The sequence below is a fragment of the Corynebacterium sp. MSK218 genome, assembly GCF_030232655.1.
GTDB lineage: Bacteria > Actinomycetota > Actinomycetes > Mycobacteriales > Mycobacteriaceae > Corynebacterium.
Genome location: NZ_JASPGN010000012.1, coordinates 61,833 through 79,315 on the forward strand (window position 1 = coordinate 61,833; position 17,483 = coordinate 79,315).

Annotated in this window: 18 protein-coding genes; 12 read left to right on the plus strand and 6 right to left on the minus strand. The window is 59.2% G+C overall.

Features of this window, described 5'->3' with window-relative positions; all coding sequences use genetic code 11:
• Nucleotides 1-24: 24 nt before the first annotated feature.
• The 7 genes from QP922_RS10230 to dnaB all read left to right on the plus strand — a co-directional run bounded on the left by QP922_RS10230 (nucleotide 25) and on the right by dnaB (nucleotide 7,482).
• Nucleotides 25-2,244: a transglycosylase domain-containing protein gene (locus tag QP922_RS10230; protein ID WP_284809337.1), complete on the plus strand. Its 2,220-nt coding sequence runs from the start codon at nucleotides 25-27 to the stop codon at nucleotides 2,242-2,244.
• Between the two features lie 15 nt (nucleotides 2,245-2,259).
• Nucleotides 2,260-3,663 carry a glycosyltransferase family 87 protein gene (locus tag QP922_RS10235; RefSeq protein WP_284809338.1) on the plus strand — a complete coding sequence of 468 codons (1,404 nt, stop codon included), beginning with the start codon at nucleotides 2,260-2,262 and terminating at the stop codon, nucleotides 3,661-3,663.
• Nucleotides 3,660-3,851, plus strand: a complete 192-nt coding sequence (locus QP922_RS10240) for a hypothetical protein (RefSeq protein WP_070669746.1) — start codon at nucleotides 3,660-3,662, stop codon at nucleotides 3,849-3,851. The genes QP922_RS10235 and QP922_RS10240 overlap by 4 nt, the downstream gene beginning before the upstream one ends.
• A 138-nt stretch (nucleotides 3,852-3,989) precedes the next feature.
• The gene (rpsF, locus tag QP922_RS10245) at nucleotides 3,990-4,280 is read left to right on the plus strand and encodes a 30S ribosomal protein S6 (RefSeq protein WP_181815413.1); all 291 of its coding nucleotides are present in this window, start codon (nucleotides 3,990-3,992) and stop codon (nucleotides 4,278-4,280) included.
• Between the two features lie 62 nt (nucleotides 4,281-4,342).
• Complete coding sequence (locus QP922_RS10250; protein WP_070669744.1) at nucleotides 4,343-4,924, plus strand: single-stranded DNA-binding protein; 582 nt, start codon at nucleotides 4,343-4,345, stop codon at nucleotides 4,922-4,924.
• A 46-nt stretch (nucleotides 4,925-4,970) separates the two neighbouring features.
• A complete protein-coding gene (gene rplI / locus QP922_RS10255; protein ID WP_070669743.1) occupies nucleotides 4,971-5,423 on the plus strand; it encodes a 50S ribosomal protein L9 in 453 nt (150 codons plus the stop codon).
• A gap of 619 nt (nucleotides 5,424-6,042) precedes the next feature.
• Nucleotides 6,043-7,482: a replicative DNA helicase gene (dnaB, locus tag QP922_RS10260; RefSeq protein ID WP_284809340.1), complete on the plus strand. Its 1,440-nt coding sequence runs from the start codon at nucleotides 6,043-6,045 to the stop codon at nucleotides 7,480-7,482.
• A gap of 17 nt (nucleotides 7,483-7,499) precedes the next feature.
• Here the strand turns inward: dnaB and QP922_RS10265 are convergent, their stop codons facing one another.
• Genes QP922_RS10265 through QP922_RS10280 form a run of 4 tightly spaced genes read right to left on the minus strand, consistent with a single transcriptional unit; the run spans nucleotide 7,500 to nucleotide 11,764 of the window.
• Nucleotides 7,500-8,003 (minus strand): VanZ family protein, encoded by a 504-nt coding sequence (locus QP922_RS10265; RefSeq protein WP_502869605.1) that lies wholly within the window; start codon nucleotides 8,001-8,003, stop codon nucleotides 7,500-7,502.
• Nucleotides 7,993-9,327 (minus strand): MFS transporter, encoded by a 1,335-nt coding sequence (locus QP922_RS10270; RefSeq protein WP_284809341.1) that lies wholly within the window; start codon nucleotides 9,325-9,327, stop codon nucleotides 7,993-7,995. The genes QP922_RS10265 and QP922_RS10270 overlap by 11 nt, the downstream gene beginning before the upstream one ends.
• A gap of 11 nt (nucleotides 9,328-9,338) precedes the next feature.
• Nucleotides 9,339-11,558, minus strand: a complete 2,220-nt coding sequence (locus QP922_RS10275; RefSeq protein ID WP_284809342.1) for a heavy metal translocating P-type ATPase — start codon at nucleotides 11,556-11,558, stop codon at nucleotides 9,339-9,341.
• 5 nt (nucleotides 11,559-11,563) lie between these two features.
• Nucleotides 11,564-11,764 (minus strand): heavy-metal-associated domain-containing protein, encoded by a 201-nt coding sequence (locus QP922_RS10280; protein WP_284809343.1) that lies wholly within the window; start codon nucleotides 11,762-11,764, stop codon nucleotides 11,564-11,566.
• Between the two features lie 144 nt (nucleotides 11,765-11,908).
• On the opposite strand from QP922_RS10280, the gene trxA reads away from it, so the two are divergent.
• Together trxA and QP922_RS10290 are read left to right on the plus strand one after the other, a co-directional pair.
• Nucleotides 11,909-12,283: a thioredoxin gene (trxA, locus tag QP922_RS10285; RefSeq protein WP_039672711.1), complete on the plus strand. Its 375-nt coding sequence runs from the start codon at nucleotides 11,909-11,911 to the stop codon at nucleotides 12,281-12,283.
• A gap of 150 nt (nucleotides 12,284-12,433) precedes the next feature.
• The gene (locus QP922_RS10290; RefSeq protein ID WP_284809345.1) at nucleotides 12,434-13,270 is read left to right on the plus strand and encodes a PspA/IM30 family protein; all 837 of its coding nucleotides are present in this window, start codon (nucleotides 12,434-12,436) and stop codon (nucleotides 13,268-13,270) included.
• A gap of 80 nt (nucleotides 13,271-13,350) precedes the next feature.
• Here the strand turns inward: QP922_RS10290 and QP922_RS10295 are convergent, their stop codons facing one another.
• Nucleotides 13,351-14,577, minus strand: coding sequence for an NYN domain-containing protein (locus QP922_RS10295; protein WP_070669735.1), 1,227 nt, complete (start codon nucleotides 14,575-14,577; stop codon nucleotides 13,351-13,353).
• Nucleotides 14,578-14,803: 226 nt separating this feature from the next.
• Between QP922_RS10295 and QP922_RS10300 the strand changes: the two genes are divergently transcribed.
• Genes QP922_RS10300 through QP922_RS10310 form a run of 3 tightly spaced genes read left to right on the plus strand, consistent with a single transcriptional unit; the run spans nucleotide 14,804 to nucleotide 16,961 of the window.
• The gene (locus QP922_RS10300) at nucleotides 14,804-15,178 is read left to right on the plus strand and encodes a GntR family transcriptional regulator (RefSeq protein WP_010187877.1); all 375 of its coding nucleotides are present in this window, start codon (nucleotides 14,804-14,806) and stop codon (nucleotides 15,176-15,178) included.
• Nucleotides 15,175-15,975 (plus strand): ATP-binding cassette domain-containing protein, encoded by an 801-nt coding sequence (locus QP922_RS10305; protein ID WP_070524232.1) that lies wholly within the window; start codon nucleotides 15,175-15,177, stop codon nucleotides 15,973-15,975. Before QP922_RS10300 ends, QP922_RS10305 begins: the two co-directional genes overlap by 4 nt.
• A complete protein-coding gene (locus QP922_RS10310) occupies nucleotides 15,972-16,961 on the plus strand; it encodes a hypothetical protein (protein ID WP_284809348.1) in 990 nt (329 codons plus the stop codon). Before QP922_RS10305 ends, QP922_RS10310 begins: the two co-directional genes overlap by 4 nt.
• Nucleotides 16,962-17,225: 264 nt before the next feature.
• On the opposite strand, the gene QP922_RS10315 is transcribed toward QP922_RS10310, so the two are convergent.
• A partial coding sequence (locus tag QP922_RS10315) for a hypothetical protein (RefSeq protein WP_284809349.1) occupies nucleotides 17,226-17,483 on the minus strand: 258 nt, incomplete at its 5' end.

Below are 17,483 nucleotides of genomic sequence, written 5' to 3' on the forward strand. Positions count from 1 at the left end.
CAGGATTGATGAGGACACGGATCAGTGACCGAAAAGGAAACGTCTCGGCGAAAGCCAGGTAGCCACAGGAAGAAGAGCTCCGACAACGGACGCCGCCGCAAGCGCAGGTGGCCATGGGTTGTGCTCGTTGTCCTGCTCGTGATCGTGGCCGTACCTGCGGCCCTTTTTGGCTACGCCTATACGCAGTATGACGTACCCGACTCCAAGGAGCTGCAGCCCAGCCAGATTTCCACCATCGTTGCCCGCGACGGTGAATCGCAGTTGGCTAAGCTCGTGCCGCCAGAAGGCAACCGCCGCCAGGTCACCCTGGAAGAGATTCCTGATTATGTGGAGGACTCGGTCCTGGCTGCGGAGGACCGCGAGTTCTGGACCAACTCTGGCTTCTCCTTTACCGGTCTCGGCCGCGCCGTGTTGGGCAAACTTACCGGCGATAGCAGCGCCGGTGGTGGCTCCACCATTACCCAGCAATATGTGAAGAACACGCTGGTGGGTGACGAATACTCCTATGTCCGCAAGATTCGTGAGCTCATCTACTCCGTGAAGATGACGAATGAGTGGTCCAAGGAGGAAATCCTCAACGCCTACCTCAATACCGTCTACTTTGGCCGCAACGCCTACGGCATTGAGGCAGCGTCCAACGCGTACTTTAATAAGGACGCCAAGGACCTCACCAAGGAAGAAGGCGCGCTGTTGGCAGGCGTTATCCAGTCACCGTCCGTCCTCGATCCCTGGGTAGATGAGGAACGTTCCCATGCTCGTTGGGACTACGTCATGGATGGTCTCGTTGAGATGGGTGACCTAGATCAGGCTGAACGTGACCAGCTCGTCTTCCCGGAAACCCGTGATCCGTCTGAGTACTCTGCCTACACCGAAGCGCCGGGAGCTTATGGCCACATCAAGAATCAGGTCATCGATGAGCTCTCTCGCGTGGGCATCACCGAGGATCAGCTGGCCACTGGTGGCCTGAAGGTGACGACGACCATTGACATGACCGTCCAGAATGCATCGACGGATGCTGCCCACGCAGAGTTGGACCAGCTTCAGGATGATGCGCGCGCGGCGGCTGTCACCATTGACCCGGCTACGGGTGCCGTGCGCGGCTACTATGGCGGCGATGATTCTGGCGGCTGGGATTATGCCAATTCCCCGCTGCAGACCGGTTCCGTCTTCAAGATCATGACGTTGGCAGCGGCCCTTCAGCAGGGTATTGACCTCAACACCTACTATTCCTCCGCGCCGTACCAGCTGCCAGGATCGCAGATCGTGACCAACGACGTGGGTGGCGGCTGCGGTAGCTGCTCCATCGCTGAGGCAATGAAGAAGTCTTATAACACGTCCTTCCTCCGCCTCCAGGATGACCTGGAGAATAAGATGCAGGACACCGCGGACATGGCCCACGCTCTGGGCGTGGCGCGCAGCTTGCCGGGAATTGAGAAGACCCTCACTGAAAATGGTGGAACGCCGTACGAGGGCATCGTGCTGGGCCAGTACCAGTCGCGTCCGCTCGATATGGCGACGGCAATGGCCACCTTGACCAACCAAGGCATCTGGCATCAGCCGCACTTCGTGGAAAAGGTAGAAAACGACGCGGGTGAGGTTCTCTACGAGAATCCAACTGATGGCGGTGAACGCCGTGTCTCCGCTAACGTGGCCAACAACGTGATCTCCGCGATGCAGCCAATTGCCGCATGGTCCAATGGTGCGCTAGCTGGCGGACGCCCGTCTGCGTCCAAGACTGGTACGACGCAGCTGGGCGATACGGGCCAGAACAAGGATGCGTGGATGGTCGGTTCCACTCCGCAGCTGGCTACAGCAGTGTGGGTAGGCACGGCCGACAACACCTCCGCAATCTTTAATTCTTGGGGCGGCATCATGTACGGCTCCAATTCGCCGACGAAGATCTGGAAGTCCATCTTGGATACCTCGCTTGCTGACGTCGAGCAGCAGGCCTTCCCGCAGGCTTATCCCATCAACTACGGCGTCGGCAGCTGGGGCTCTGGCTACACCTATGACCCGAGCCAGACCCAGACCTGGCAGGAGGACCCAGCGGCCCCCGAGGAGACCACCGAGAACGGCGGCGAAGGCCACGATGGTGAGGGCCACGGTGGGGATAACCACGACGGTGGCGGTGATACCCCAGCACCGCCTGAACAGCCGGCTCAGCCGGAACAACCCGCCCAACCGGATTCCCCGTCGATTGATGAATTGATCGACGACGGACTTAATAAACTTCTTGGTCAGTAGGAGACAGATCCCCCGGTGAGTCAGCAGAAAACTCAACAGCTTGTACCCCTGTCCTCTGAGCCAGTAGCGCTGAGTGCAGTCAACGCCTTGGGCGGGCGCACAGGCCGCTTCGCCCGCTCCGGCACCGCCGGATGGTGGACGCCGCTACGCGTCATCATCACCTTGGCGTGGACCTTCCTGGCTTTCGGTTTTCTGAGCAAGGCCACGTGCGCTGGCAGCCGCCGGGGTGACGACGGAACCATCAGCCTCAACTGGGATGGAAACCGCCAGTACACCTCCTTCTGCTACAACGACATCGTCCCGTTGTACGGCGGCCGCGGCCTCGACGAGCCGGGCTTTCCCTATGCCTACTCTTGGGTCGAAGGGGACCTCACTCGCTACATGGAGTACCCCGTGCTTGCCGGCCTGTTCCAAGGGGCCGTCGGCTGGCTGGCGCGCAACACCTATGCGGCTGTTAAGTGGACCGGTATGGCGGAGGTCAGCTGGTACTTTGGCCTGACTGCCCTAGTGATGGCGCTCAGCTGGGTGGGGGTCATCGTCATGGTTTTCCAGCTCACCGGAAACCGCGCGTGGGACACCATTCTCGTCGCGGCCAGCCCTCTGGTTGTCATCCATGCCTTTACGAACTGGGATATCCCTTCCGTCGCGTTTATGGTGGGCGCCCTTCTCGCGGTGACGAAACACAAGAACCTGCTAGCCGGTGTGCTCATCGGACTGGGTACTGCTTTTAAGCTGTGGCCGCTGTTTATCCTCGGCGCCTTCCTAGTGCTGGCCATCCGCAACAAGCGGTGGGCGCCGTTCATCACGATGTTCCTCTCCACGATTGTCACGTGGGTCGTGGTCAACCTTCCGGTGGCGCTGATGTATCCGGAGGCATGGCGCGAATTTTTCCGCCTCAACCAGGAGCGCGGTGCTGAGTGGACCACGATCTATGCACTGATCAACCGCACGACGAGCCTCAGCTTTTCGCCGGAGTTCCTCAACACCTTTTCTTTGGTGGCGTTCTTGCTGTGCTGTGCAGGCATCGCCATCCTCGGTCTGAAGGCGCCACGCACGCCACGTGTGGCGGAGCTGGTCTACCTCATCATCATGGCTTTCCTCATCTTCAACAAGGTGTGGTCGCCGCAGTATTCTCTGTGGCTCGTGGTACCGGCAGTGTTGGCTCTGCCGCGGTGGCGTCTCATCCTGAGCTGGGCGCTTGCCGACGCCCTCGTGTGGCCCATCCTCATGTGGCACATGCTCGGCTCAGAAAACAAGGCCCTACCGCATGAGATGCTGGATCTGGCGGTTATCACGCGCGATGCCTTCATCATTGCCATCGGCGTGCTCGTCATCCGCCAGATGTGGGGCAAGTCCGAGGACAAAGTCCGTGAGGCCCATGGCGGCCGCGATCCTCTCGCCGGAGGATTTAGGAAGTGATCATCACGATCGTCGGCATTGTGTCCATTGCCTTAGGTTTCTTGTGCGTGACCACGGCCTACTACCTATTCCAGAGAGCTGAGAACCGGACGTGGCCTCTTGTTCTTGGGTTGTTGGCTCTCCTTTTCCTCACCGTCATCCCGGCGAGTACCGCTATTTTCTTCGCGGCAACGACCAACGGTATGTAAGACCGAGCGAGTGATTTCTTTTCCGCCGGTCAGTGCGGTACTGTGTGGGGGTTGCTTGACGCAACAGACCCTCCTGCCATATCCGCAAAGGTGATATGGCCGATACCAATTACTAGACCATAGGAGGTGATGAGGTCCGTGCGTCACTACGAAGTCATGATCATTCTGGATCCCAATCAGGATGAGCGCACCGTAACCCCGTCCCTGGATAAGTTCCTCGAAGCAATCCGCAAGGATGGCGGCAAAGTCGACAAGGTTGACGTGTGGGGCAAGCGCCGTCTTGCCTACCCGATCAATAAGAAGGAAGAGGGCATCTACGCCGTCGTTAACCTGGAGTGCGAGTCCCACTCGGTTCTCGAGCTCGATCGTCGTCTGAACCTGAACGACTCCATTCTGCGTACCAAGGTTCTGCGCACCGACAGCAAATAACGGATACTGGGTTTCGAGCATTTCTACACGAATCCGCGTAACCGATATTAAGGAGTAAAAACATGGCTCAGGGAGATACCAACATTACGGTAGTCGGCAATATCGTTGCTGACCCGGAACTGCGCTTCACCCCGTCGGGTTCCGCAGTAGCGAACTTCCGCGTTGCCTCCACCCCACGTCGCTATAACCAGCAGACTTCTCAGTGGGAGGACGGCGAGGCCATGTTCCTCACCTGCAACGTGTGGCGTCAAGCCGCAGAAAACGTTGCGGAGACCCTGACCAAGGGCATGCGCGTTATCGTCACTGGCCGTCTGCGCCAGCGGTCTTACCAGACCCGTGAGGGCGAAAACCGTACTGTCTTTGAGATTGAGGTCGATGAGGTGGGACCGTCCCTGCGCTACGCTTCCGCACAGGTCACCCGCAAGTCCGCCAACGGCGGCAATGGTGGCAACTACGGTGGCGGTCAGCAGCAAGGTGGCGGCAACTACGGCGGTGGAAACAACCAGGGTGGTTTCTCCGGAAACCAGTCCCAGTCTTCTGCCCCGCAGCAGTCCCAGCAGCAATCTTCTCCGAGTAACGATCCGTGGAATTCGGCACCCCAGGCAGGAAGCTTTGGTGGTGCGGATGCAGAACCCCCGTTCTAAGACTGTCACGCAAGTATTCATTTAACTCAATTGAAAGGCAGGGATCATGAAGCTGATCCTCACCGCTGCCGTTGAGAACCTCGGCGCCCCCGGCGAAATTGTAGAGGTTAAGGACGGCTACGGACGTAACTACCTGCTTCCGCGTGGCCTGGCTATTGTTGCCACCCGCGGCGCTGAAAAGCAGATCGAGGGCATCAAGCGTGCCCAGGATGCTCGCGCGATCCGCGACCTGGATCACGCACGCGAGATCCGCACCCAGCTGGAGGAACTCAAGGACGTTACCGTCCCCGTGAAGACCTCCGAGTCCGGCAAGCTCTTCGGCTCTGTGTCCGCTGAGGACATCGTTAACGCCGTTGCCGCCGCTGGCGGCCCGAAGCTGGACAAGCGCATCGTTGTGCTTCCTAAGGGCCTGGTCAAGAAGACCGGCAACTACCAAGTCGAGGTCAAGCTGCATGCAGACGTCCTCGGCAAGGTGAACTTCTCGGTCGTTGCTGCCTAAGAATTAAGGCGCACGACGGTCCCCTCCGTCCATCCCACGTGTGAGGCGTGGCGAGTGGACGCAGGTCTGACCCACAGACAACAGCAAAGCCCACAGGCCGTGCTTCTCCCACTATGTGAGGTGGTGGAGGAAGCGCGGCCTGTGGGCCGTTTTCCTGTCTGCGCACCTCAGCTGTGGGGGTTGTGGACAAATGTGGATAACTCCAAAAACCTGTGGATAACGTCGTCGGCTGTTTACGGTGAGTTTACGCGGAAGAGGTTCAGTTAACCTGCTGGTAGCAGGGATTTCGGTCGAATAGTCGTACTTTTCCACTGGTTTTGTGCATATTTTCACACCACCAAAAACATCCGTTGACCTGCAGTTATGATAGCCGCAGGTCACAGGCCTGGAAGGTTATCCACAGCCATGACCTTGGACTTCGCCGCGGCGGAGTCTGCTGAGCTGGTAATTCCACAGGCATCTGTGGATAACTCTGGGAGTTATGCCCAAGGGGGAGTGTCGGAGGCCTCGACTACACTGATGTGTACTCCGCGCGTATCCCCCGTTCTGAGCACACAAGAGTGGAGGAAAGCGCGCCGAATTTTTGAAGGTTTAACGAGCACCCCGGGGGCTGATGACAATGACTAGCGCTAGCTTTGATGACGACACTGTACCGCTTCCTCCGGAGCCGTCGGAGGAGGAGCCACGCCGCTCCTATCGCCGTGATCACTCTCGTCCGGAGGAGCCGAAGCGCTACGGAGAATTCCGTCAGCCTCCTGCGGACCGCGAAGCAGAGCAGGGTGTGCTCGGCGCGATGCTCCTGAGTCCGAATACGGTCATGGAGGTCATCGAGGAGCTCGAACCGGAGGACTTCTATTACCCGGCCCATACGCTCATTTATCAGGCCATGATTGACCTGTATGCCGCAGGAACTGATATCGATGCCGTGATTGTGGCCTCCCGTTTGGACCGCTACAACAACCTGGAGCGTGTCGGCGGCGCGCCGTATCTTCATACCTTGCTCGCCACGGTGCCAACCGCTGCTAACGCTCGCTATTACGCAGAGATCGTCGCGGAGAAGGCAGTGCTGCGCAAACTTGTCGACGCTGGAACGAGAGTCGTCCAACTAGGCTTCGAAGGCTCCGAGGATCTGGAGATCGAATCGGTGCTGGACCGCGCCCAGCAGGAAGTCTTTGCAGTCGCACAGAAGAAGACAACGGAGGACTACCGCGCGCTGACGGATCTCATTGACCCCACGATTGATGAGCTGGCAGCCCTCCAACAAAATGGCGTGGAATCCGGCGTTCCCACGGGATTCATTGACCTTGATAACCTCACCAACGGTTTGCGCGCGGGACAGATGATCATTGTGGCTGCGCGTCCTGGCGTGGGTAAGTCCACGCTGGCCATGGATTTCATGCGCTCGGCATCCTTGCAGCATAACAAGACCTCGGTGGTGTTCTCTCTGGAGATGTCGGCCTCTGAGATTGTGATGCGCCTTCTCTCGGCGGAGGCGGAGGTCAAGCTCTCCGATATGCGCGGTGGGCGCGTCTCCACGGAGGACTGGGCCAAGATTGATGACACGCTGAACCGCATACAGGATGCGCCGTTGTTCATTGATGATTCCCCCAACCTCACCATGATGGAGATCCGTTCCAAGGCTCGTCGTCTCAAGCAGCAGCATGGGCTCGACCTCATTGTTCTGGACTATATGCAGCTGATGTCGTCCGGCAAGAAGGTTGAGTCCCGCCAGCAAGAGGTCTCGGAATTCTCTCGTCAGCTCAAGCTGTTGGCCAAGGAGCTCGAAGTTCCTCTCATCGCTATTTCGCAGCTCAACCGTGGTCCGGAATCGCGTACGGACAAGAAACCGCAGCTGGCAGACCTGCGTGAGTCTGGTTCTCTGGAGCAGGATGCCGATATGGTGATGCTGCTCTACCGCCCAGACTCGCAGGACCGCGATGATCCTCGTGCCGGTGAGGCGGACATCATCTTGGCCAAGCACCGAGGTGGCCCGATTGACACGGTGAAGGTGGCACACCAGCTGCACTACTCCAAGTTCGTCAACATGGCGCACGGCTAGGAAGCAGGGCCACAGATTTACAGGTCCACCACCGCGTTGGGGTCTCCCAACCGTGGGCCAAGGATCACCAATACTAAGAAAACTGCAGCTGCGGCGAGTGCCAACCAACGCCAGACGGGGAAGAACCGTTCGCCGCACAGGCGAGCGCCTGCAGCGCCCAACAGTGCGCCCAGCGTGTTGAAGATGAGATCGTCAATATCTGTGCGCCCGAGCGCGAAGGTGTATTGGGCAATTTCCAGAGCCACGCTCAGTGCGAAGCCCCACGCGGCTGTTTTAGTCACTGAACGGCACTGGGCAAAGACCAGCATTCCGAAGGGGATGACGAAGGCGGTATTGCCCGCATATTCAAAAAGCGGGCCAAACCACGTGCTGCCGGAGAATTCATCCAAGGGAACCAGCCGCAGATCGCGGACGCGCTGGTTCTCCGGCTTCCACAGGTAGCCAATCTGATAAAAGGGCTTGAGCGTGGTGAGCGCGACCATTACCGCTACCCATGCGGCCAGGGAAATCCTATTGAGCAAGAGCCTTCCCCTTGAATTCTGGAAGACAAAGTGCTGCGAGTGCCGCAAGGGCAAAAGCGGCGGCAAAAAGTACGAAGAGCCAGCCTGCGCCGACGGTTGCGATAAGTGGCGGCACGATAAGTGGGGCCAGGATAGAGGCGAGGCGTCCGAAGCCGGCGGCCGCACCAGTTCCGCGGCCGCGCAGCGCGGTGGGGTAGAGCTCTGGGCCGATGGCGTAGAGCGCACCCCATGCACCTAGGTTGAAGAAGGAGAGCAAGCAGCCGGCCAGAATAATCGTGGCCTCGGTGCTGGCGAAGCCGTAGAGGCCAGCGGATAGTGCAGAGCCCACGAGGAAGGTAGCCAGCGTACTGCGGCGTCCCCACACCTCAATGAGCCAGGCCGCGGCGGCATAACCGGGAAGCTGGGCCAAGGTAATAATGAGTGTGAAACTGAAGGATTTCACTAGGGAGAAACCGTCTGCGACAAGCAGTGAGGGAATCCAGATGAAGGCGCCGTAGTAGGACAAGTTGACGCAGAACCAGATGGTCCACAGCGCCAGTGTGCGCCCGCGTAGGCTCTTCGACCAGATACTGGTGGCAGTGATGTCTTCTTCGGAATAGGTAGGCGCGGGCGTGTTGCGGTCAATATCTGCGTCATCCACCTCCGCCTCGAAGGAGGCGACGACCTCTTCGGCTTCTTCGTGGCGTCCCTGTGATTCGAGGAAGCGTACGGATTCCGGGAGTTTGTAGCGCACGTAGAGTGCGTAGGCCGCCGGCACCATGCCGAGGGCGAGCGCCCAGCGCCAGCCGCTTTCCGACGCCCCGACCACAAACGTTCCGATAATCGCTGCCAGAATCCAGCCCACTGCCCAGAAGGCCTCGAGTAAGACGACGAGGCGGCCGCGCACCTTGAGCGGGGCAAACTCGGAGATGAGTGTCGAGGCGACGGGAAGTTCGGCGCCGAGGCCGAGTCCGATAAAGAAGCGCAGGATAAGGAGCGCTACTAGCCCCGTCGCAAGAGCAGACGCGCCCGTGGCGAGGCCGTAGACAAGCAAGGTCAGAGCGAAGACGTGGCGGCGGCCAAACTTATCGGCCAGTAGGCCACCGAAGGTCGCGCCCAGCGCCATGCCTATGAAACCAACGGAGGCCAGCCACGAAGACTCAGTAGGCGTAATACCCCAGTGCACGGCAAGGGCAGCCATGATGAAGGAAATGAGGCCGACATCCATGGCATCGAGAGCCCAGCCGATGCCAGAGCCGATAAGAAGGCGTTTGTGTTTGGAAGTGACGGGGAGCCGGTCAAGCCGCTCCGTGCGAGAGACTGCATGATGATCGAGGCGATTCATGCATCGTTAGATTACTCCGCAGGTGCGAACTTTCTCAGGCGAAGAGAGTTCGTGACGACGAATACCGAGCTAAAGGCCATGGCCAGGCCCGCGAGTAAGGGGTTGAGCAGGCCAAAGGCGGCGACCGGAATGAGAATGATATTATAGGCGAAGGCCCAGAAGAGATTGCCCTTGATGATGCGCAGCGTCTGCCGAGCTAGACGCACAGAATCGGCCACCGAGCCTAAGTCGTTGTTCATCACGGTGATGTCGGAGGCCTCAATGGCTACGTCGGCGCCAGCGCCCATGGCGATACCTAAATCCGCCTGGGCCAGGGCTGCGGCGTCGTTGACGCCATCGCCCACCATGGCCACGACCTTCCCCTCAGCCTGAAGGCGCTTGACGGCATCCACCTTGTCCTCCGGCATGACTTCTGCCTGCACATCGGTCGCTGCAATTCCAACTTCCCGTGCCACTGCCTGCGCTGCGCCCGCGTTATCGCCGGTCAAGAGATGCGGCTCCAGGCCCAGCTCTTTGAGGCGTGCAATGGCGGCCGCTGAGGAGGCCTTGATGCGGTCGTGGAGCTCGATGGTGCCGGCGAGCGTGCCGTCGACAAAGACGCCGACCTGTGTGCCGGTGCCCTCGTAGCCGGCAGGCGGGCGTCCCACGCGAACCCGGGAATTACCAATGGTTGCTTCGATGCCTTGGCCAGGCAATTCTTTGAAGTTGTCCGCGGCGGGCAGCTCCCCGTCGTACGCGGCGACAATGGCGCGGGCGATCGGGTGCTTGGAGCCTTTCTCGACGGCCGCGGCAAGGCCCAGGAGCTCTTCCTCGGTGCGAGCGCCGACGATGGGCGAGTCAGTGGGCGTCACCGTCGTCACGGACATCTGGCCTTCGGTGATGGTGCCGGTCTTGTCGAGGACGATGGTGTCGATCTGTCGGGTGGATTCCAGGATTTCCGGTCCCTTGATGAGGATTCCCAGTTCGGCGCCGCGCCCGGTGCCGACGAGGATCGCGGTGGGCGTCGCCAAGCCCATGGCGCACGGGCACGCAATGATGAGCACAGCGACCGCGGCGACAAACGCTGGGGCTGTGCCGCCCACGAAAAGGTGCGCGATGAGAGTAAACAGTGCGATAGCGATGACGATGGGCACGAAGACACCCGCGATGCGATCTGCAAGGCGCTGGATAGGAGCTTTCGAGGCCTGGGCGTCGGTGACGAGTTTGCCCATCTGGGCTAGCACGGTGTCGGATCCGACACGGGTAGCGCGCACTTCGAGGCGGCCTGAGGCGTTGATCGTTGCACCGGTAACGCGGCTGCCGGGGGAGACCTCGACCGGAAGGGATTCGCCGGTGAGTAGTGACTCGTCCACAGCGGAGTGGCCGGCGGTGACGACGCCATCGGTAGCAATTTTTTCCCCAGGACGGACCACAATGATGTCGCCTACACGCAGGTCAGAGACAGGAATACGCTGTTCGGATTCTCCTCGCAGCACAGTGGCGTCCTTCGCGCCCATGGTGAGCAAGGTGGTCAAAGCCTCCGAGGAACGCCCCTTGGCTTTGACCTCAAACCACCGTCCCAGCAGCAGGAACGTAGTGACCATGCCGACGGACTCGAGGTAGATGTGGTCCATCTGGGCGTCGTTGGAGTGCAGCGTCATGTGCATGGTCATGCCGGGCATTCCGGCATTGCCCAAGAACAGTGCGTAGAGTGACCACGCATAAGCCGCAGTGGTGCCCATGGAGATGAGCGTGTCCATTGTGGCTGCGCCATGCTTGAGGTTCGCCCACGTGGCGCGGTGGAATGGAGCACCGCCGAAGATGTAGACGATGGTCGCCAGCACCAGGCATGCCCACTGCCAATGTTGGAACTGCAAGGCTGGAACCATGGACAGCACCATGAGCGGAAGCGAAAGCACGCCGGAGACGAGCGTGCGCTGCAGTAGGTCGGCAGCTTCGGCATCGCGCGCGGATTCCGTTGTGATGGAGGTGGATTCCTCCTCGTCCTCGCCGCCCACGGTGAAGGCACCATAGCCAGCGCCTTCGACGATCTCAATGAGATCAGACGGGGTGGTCGTGGTCGGGTCATAGCTCACGGAGGCAGATTCCGTGGCGAAATTGACCGTGGCTTCAACTCCCTCCACCTTGTTGAGCTTGCGTTCGACCCGGGAGGAGCACGAGGTGCACGTCATCCCGGTGACGCCAAGGTCGAGGTGGGCAAGGGGGCCGTGGGGCTGGAGGACGTCAGTCATAGTGCTTAGGCCAGCTCGTAGCCGGCTTCTGCAATAGCGGCAGCAACCTGCTCATCGGTGAAACCTTCGCCGCTGACGCTGACTGCGCCAGTCGCGTGGTCAGCGATGACCTCAGTAACGCCGGCGATATCGCCGATCTCTTCCTTGACGGACATTTCGCAGTGTCCGCAGGTCATGCCGGTAACGGTGTAGTTCTTGGTGGCCATAAGCTGTTGTCCCTTCTACTCGTGATGGTTCATCCCCGAGGATATACCCCCCTAGGGTATATATGCAAGGAATAGAACTAGGTTGTGTACCGTTGAGTGGGAAAGAACCTAAGAATGAACCCGAACTGATAGGGAGAATGACCAATGGCAACGATTGATATTACTGAGGAGAGCTTCAAGCAGCTCATCGAAGGTGAGGGCATTACGCTTGTCGACGCTTGGGCGGAATGGTGTGGCCCCTGCAAGCGCTTCGGCCCGATCTTTGAAAAGGCCTCCGAGGAGCACCCAGACGCTACCTTCGCCAAGCTTGATACCGAGGCCAATCAGGAATTTGCAGCTAAGCTGCAGATTCAGTCCATCCCGACCCTCATGGTCTTCCGCGACGGCATCATGGTTTTCCGTGAAGCGGGCGCCTTGCCGCCAGCAGCCCTGGAGGATCTCATCACCCAGGTGAAGGCCCTCGACATGGATGAGGTTCGCGCCCAGGTGGAGAAGGAGCAGGGCGAGCAGGCTGAGTAAATTCTCGCCGTTCACCACGCGCGCTTTTCTGTGAGTATCGCTACACTCGCAGGAAAGCGCCTTTTTTATTGAGCGCTACATAAACAAAAAGACTGACAACATAACCGCGGCAGGAAGTACTGCTGCAGGAAGCATGAAGGAGTACGTGCGATGGCTAATCCATTCAGCAAGGGCTGGAAGTATGTGATGGCATCCTTCGATCAGAAGATTGATGAGAATGCTGACCCAAAGGTCCAGATCCAGCAGGCAGTGGAGGGAGCAAAGGAACAGCACCGCCAGATTTCTGAGCATGCCGCGGAAATTATTGGGCGCAAGTCCCAGCTGGAGATGCAGCTTAACCGTCTGGTGAAGTCCCAAAAAGACTACCAGGATCAGACGCGCCGGGCACTAGAGATGGCGGAGAAGGCTGAGGATCCGCAGACGGCCTCCGAGTACAACCAAGCGGCTGAAGTTGTAGCCAGCCAGCTCGTCGCCGTGGAGAAGGAGCTTGAGGGGCTCAAGGCCCAGCATGAGGCTGCCACCAAGGCTGCTGAACAAGCAAAGGCTCAGCAGCAGCAGTCGGAGGCCCGTCTCAAGGAGCAGCTGGCGCAGGTAGACCAGCTCCTGTCTCAGGCTGATCAGGCCGCGATGCAGGAGAAGAATGCCGAGGCGCTCGACTCCATGAACGAGCTGAAGCCAGATGGCTCTACCCCGACTCTGGATGGTGTTCGCGCCAAGATTGAGAAGCGCTACGCTGATGCTCTCGGTGCCCAAGAGCTGCACCGCGCCTCCGGTGGTGACCGCATCCAGGAGATTGCGGCCGCGGGGCACGATATGGCAGCTTCCTCGCGCCTTGAGGAGATTCGCGCCGAGATGGCAAAGAGCAAGGAGCTGGAGTCAGGCTCTGCCGAAAAGGCTGCTGACGCCCTCGAGGCCGGCGCCACTGATGTCGATGCTGCTGGGGCTGCCGAGACTACGGAGGACCCCGAAAGCGGCGACTCCAAGTAGTGCAGGTCCCTTAAAAATCGGGGCCTGCAGGGTCGGGCGCGCAGGCCGCCTGACCAATAGGTTGGGGGTCGATTCGTGAGTTAGCCGTCCTGGCGGCGAATGTTGATGAGCACGCCGCGGATGCCGGAGTGGAAGCCATCTCGCAGATTCACGCGCTGGGTTTCGGTCAGCGTGTACTCGTGCAGCGTCTCGCAGGCGAACTGCAGGAGCGGGCGATCAATCTCTGGGGGCAGGCCACCGCCGGATAGCAGGTGGGCTTGATCGCGTTGTTCGGAGCTGGCGGCATTGTCGAACCACCAGGACGCGTACTGCTGGCCCACGTCGAAGGGCGATTGGAAGCCAGCGGAGCTCCAGACCTCTTCGGGGAGCGGAACGTACTTCGAGCGCAGCTTGCGGCGTGGAGCCATCATTGACGGCTTCGGCGCGGCCGGTTTCGGGGCTGCGGTGTTCTCGGCGGAATCGTCGTCGGGCGATGCAGTCTTGGGAGCTTCGGCGGTTGCAGCATCCGGTGCTGCGGGGGCCACAGCCGACGGGGTAATCGGCCCCGGCTTCGGAGCTGAGGGGAACGCGGCCTGGGCTTCCGTGGGCTCGTCGCAGTCGTCATCGGCGTCGGCAAGCTGCGGAGAGGGCTGTGCAGGGGAATCGTCGGAAGATCCTTCGGGGGACGAGGACTGGCCAGAGGTCTCGGTGCCCAGAACTGTGTCCGAGTCGGACTCCTCGTCACCGTCGCGCGGCTCGCGGATTGTTGGTGGCAAGGGGCCTTCGAGAACCTCGAGCTCCATAGCGTCGGCGAAGTCCTCGCGCGGGTCCAGGATGGTTGTGGAGTCACACGCGTGGCGCAGTGCGGACGACATGGAATCCCATCCGAATCCGTAGAGGTGCACGCGGACGCCATTGTTGACGGCCTCTTGGACGCCCGGAATCATGTCGGCATCGCCGGAGACGAGCACAAAGTCGGTGACGTGGCCTTTCATTGCGGCGACGATCATGTCCGCGACGAGGCGGGTATCCACGGCTTTTTGTGTGCGGCGCTCGCCCCACTCAATGAGCTGGCCAGTGCGCAGTTGCACGCCGTCGCACACGCGCAGTGCGCGCTGGTAGCGGTGGGGGCCGGTATCAGGAATGCCGTCGTACCAGTATTGGCGGTGAATTCGGTTGCCCACCTGGTTTTCAATCATGGAACCCAGGGAGCTGACAACCTCCGGTAAATCGATTTCTAGCTGGGCCCGAGCGCCGGTCTCCCAAGAGTTATAAAAGCTGGCAAGTAGGTATGAGGTGTCAACGAAGACAAGTGTTCGTTCAAGCATGGCTCCTAAATTCCGTTCTATCGTTTCTAACTAATTTTTCTATGGTCACTTTCGTGAGGTCTCCAGCTTAAGGCTGGTGTCATCCAGTGTGCCCCATTAGTCACAAAACGTCGATAACCTTGGGGGAATTCCCAGGTAATAAAGGTGTTTGTCGCAACTCTTGCGGAGGTTGCAGGCTTGGTTATATGGTTAGTTACATGAGTAACCAACCAACTAGGGGGACTGCATGGATAACTCCGCGCAGCCACTCTTTCGTCAGATAGCGGTGCTCATTGAGGACGCCATCATTGAGGGCACTCTCGCCGAGGGCGCCCAGGCACCGTCCACGAATGAGCTCGCCGCCTTTCACAGCATCAATCCCGCCACTGCCCGCAAGGGCCTGACCCTCCTCGTGGATCTCGGAATCCTCGAAAAACGCCGAGGTATCGGCATGTTCGTCACCTCTGGTGCCGCAGACCTTATCCGGGCGCGGCGTCGCCAAGACTTTGCGGCTGAATACGCCGCACCGCTTATCGACGAAGCCGTGCACCTGGGCTACACCCGCCAGCAACTCCATGACCTCATCGACCTTGTCGCAGAAAGTCGAGGACTCTACTCATGATTTCTACCCCGCACTTCACCTTCGACGACGGCCTCACTCACGGCCTCGTCGGACCCAACGGCATTGGCAAGACCACCTTGCTGCGCAAGATTGCTGGCCAGCTCGGCGGCTCCGGCATCAAGGTCGACGGCGACAAGCCCTACGACAATGAAAAAGTCCTCAACAAGGTTGTCCTCATGGGCATAGATAACCCATTGCCGGAAGGCTGGAACGTGAAGAAGATCTTCACCGTGGCAAGCCTGCGCTGGCCCACGTGGAGCACGGCGCGCGCTGAGGAGCTGGTCGAGCGCTTCGAGCTTCCGATGAAGAATTACTCGGGCCTCTCCCGTGGGCAGAAGTCCGCGGCGAGCTTCATCGTTGCGGTGGCGTCGGGGGTGCCATACATGCTTCTCGACGAACCCTATCTCGGCCTCGACGCCGCCAAGCGGGAGGTTTTCTATGACGTCTTGCGTGAAGAGCACGGCCGCACCATTATCGTCTCCACCCATCACCTCAACGAGCTGTCCGGTTTGCTCGATACCGTGGCTCTGATGGGGGAGAACCCGCTGTCCGGTCCCATCGATGAGTTCATTGAGGGCGTCGTCCAGCTCACTGGTTCTGCCGAAACCCTCGATCGCGCGCTGGGGCGCCTGCAGCTCCCGGTGCTTGAGCGCGAAACCTCCGCCGTGGCGGACCGCGCGCTTGTCGACGCCCGCCCCAACCACACCGCCAACGTCTTCGACATGGCCCAAGAAATGGGGCTGCGTGCCACCGAGGTATCTCTTGAGCAGGCCGTTCTGGCATTAGGGGAGGCATGATGAAGCTCTATAGGCATATGGCGCTGAGCTGGAACAGCTTCTTCTACGCTTTGTGGATTGTCATCCTTCCGGTGCTGGGAATGGGCCGTGGGCGCGAGTGGGCCATTGGTTACTCACTCTTTATGGTCCTTATGGTTTACCTTTCGCAGCCTGACTTCACGCGTTACCTGACCTTTGGCCTCAGTACCCGTGTATGGAACGGACACCGGCGCATCAATGCCACCCTGACGCTTGTGCTCATTCTGGTCAGCGCACCCTGGGGTTTCCCGTGGTGGATCCTTATTGCGCCGGCGCTCATGTGGGCAATGTGCATGGTGAAGCGATTCGAGCCATCGCGCATGACCGCGAGCTCCCTCGTCGTAGGCAGCGACGGTGATTCTTCGACGGGCTGGTTCTCAGCGTCCCCGGTCTCCCAGATTGTGTTGCGCCCTCAAGCTCGCGCGTGGATGTGGGCTGCGATTGGCGTAGCCATCGCAACGGTGATAACCATCGTGGTGATCAAACTGTGGGATACAGGCGTGGGCATCGTGGGTGTCATTGTTACGTTAATTGTCCTGCCGGTAGTTGCTGATTCAATCCGCAGCTCACTCAAAGATGCAGTGGCCTTTGGGCTGCCGCGCGGTGCCTGGGCCAAGGCCACTGTGCTGTGCACGGCAATCCCCGTGGTCCTATCACTCGTGGCCGATCTGGTAGCGATGATGTGGACCGGCAATCCGGCCGGGTTCACCATCGTGTGTCTTGCTACAACGTCACTACTTTTAACTTTCGCCATTACCGACAAACTGACGTGGCTTTACACAACTGCGCTAGTGGGAGCAATCGCCGTACTGTTCATAGCGTGGCTTATCAATCCCAGCGTTGCGATGGGGTGGACGCTCACAGGGATGGCAATCATCTACGTCGTGTGGCTTGCCGCGTATCCCCGGATGGTTAAAAAGACCAACGTGTTTAGCCCGGGCCTCATGGGCTGGTTTGGGGCACACTAAGCGCCATCCAATGCCTGCGTTAAAAGGTTTTTGTGCACTTCAAGAAGAGGTAAAAACCTTTATTGAAGTGCATATTTGTGTTTTATCAAGGCCGTGTGTAACTTTATATGAGTCAGCGCGACCGACAGCGCCCCACAGGAACCAAGTTCTTGAAGAGTGGCGGTAGGAAAACAGGCCCTGACAAACAAAGATTTTCTTTACTCGCAGTACTGCGTTTCATCGTTAGGTGGACCGTATGACTGTGTGGTGATGATGTGTGAGAACTCAATAGTGTGCCAATGTACTTTTTTGTGTTGGTTGATTGTAATCATTGTTGGCCGTGATGCATTGTATGTGTGTTGCGGTTGGTGTATGCCGGATGGCGCTTTTTTCGAGCGGCGTCATTGTAAACATTTTAAGTTGTTTGGGCGTATTGATTATTTTCTTCTGACTAGGCCAGCCCTTCTTTTTGTGCCCCGTCGGGTTGGGGGTTGGTTGAAGTTTATTTTCTTTATGTAATTTTTGGATAGCCAGTCCGTGTGG

Bases quoted from the DNA above. Each gene is read 5' to 3' on its own strand.
- QP922_RS10250 (WP_070669744.1), top strand. From the start codon at position 4,343: ATGGCTCAGGGAGATACCAACATTACGGTAGTCGGCAATATCGTTGCT.
- rplI (WP_070669743.1), top strand. From the start codon at position 4,971: ATGAAGCTGATCCTCACCGCTGCCGTTGAGAACCTCGGCGCCCCCGGC.
- dnaB (WP_284809340.1), top strand. From the start codon at position 6,043: ATGACTAGCGCTAGCTTTGATGACGACACTGTACCGCTTCCTCCGGAG.
- QP922_RS10270 (WP_284809341.1), bottom strand. From the start codon at position 9,327: ATGAATCGCCTCGATCATCATGCAGTCTCTCGCACGGAGCGGCTTGAC.
- QP922_RS10275 (WP_284809342.1), bottom strand. From the start codon at position 11,558: ATGACTGACGTCCTCCAGCCCCACGGCCCCCTTGCCCACCTCGACCTT.
- QP922_RS10280 (WP_284809343.1), bottom strand. From the start codon at position 11,764: ATGGCCACCAAGAACTACACCGTTACCGGCATGACCTGCGGACACTGC.
- trxA (WP_039672711.1), top strand. From the start codon at position 11,909: ATGGCAACGATTGATATTACTGAGGAGAGCTTCAAGCAGCTCATCGAA.
- QP922_RS10290 (WP_284809345.1), top strand. From the start codon at position 12,434: ATGGCTAATCCATTCAGCAAGGGCTGGAAGTATGTGATGGCATCCTTC.
- QP922_RS10295 (WP_070669735.1), bottom strand. From the start codon at position 14,577: ATGCTTGAACGAACACTTGTCTTCGTTGACACCTCATACCTACTTGCC.
- QP922_RS10300 (WP_010187877.1), top strand. From the start codon at position 14,804: ATGGATAACTCCGCGCAGCCACTCTTTCGTCAGATAGCGGTGCTCATT.
- QP922_RS10305 (WP_070524232.1), top strand. From the start codon at position 15,175: ATGATTTCTACCCCGCACTTCACCTTCGACGACGGCCTCACTCACGGC.
- QP922_RS10310 (WP_284809348.1), top strand. From the start codon at position 15,972: ATGATGAAGCTCTATAGGCATATGGCGCTGAGCTGGAACAGCTTCTTC.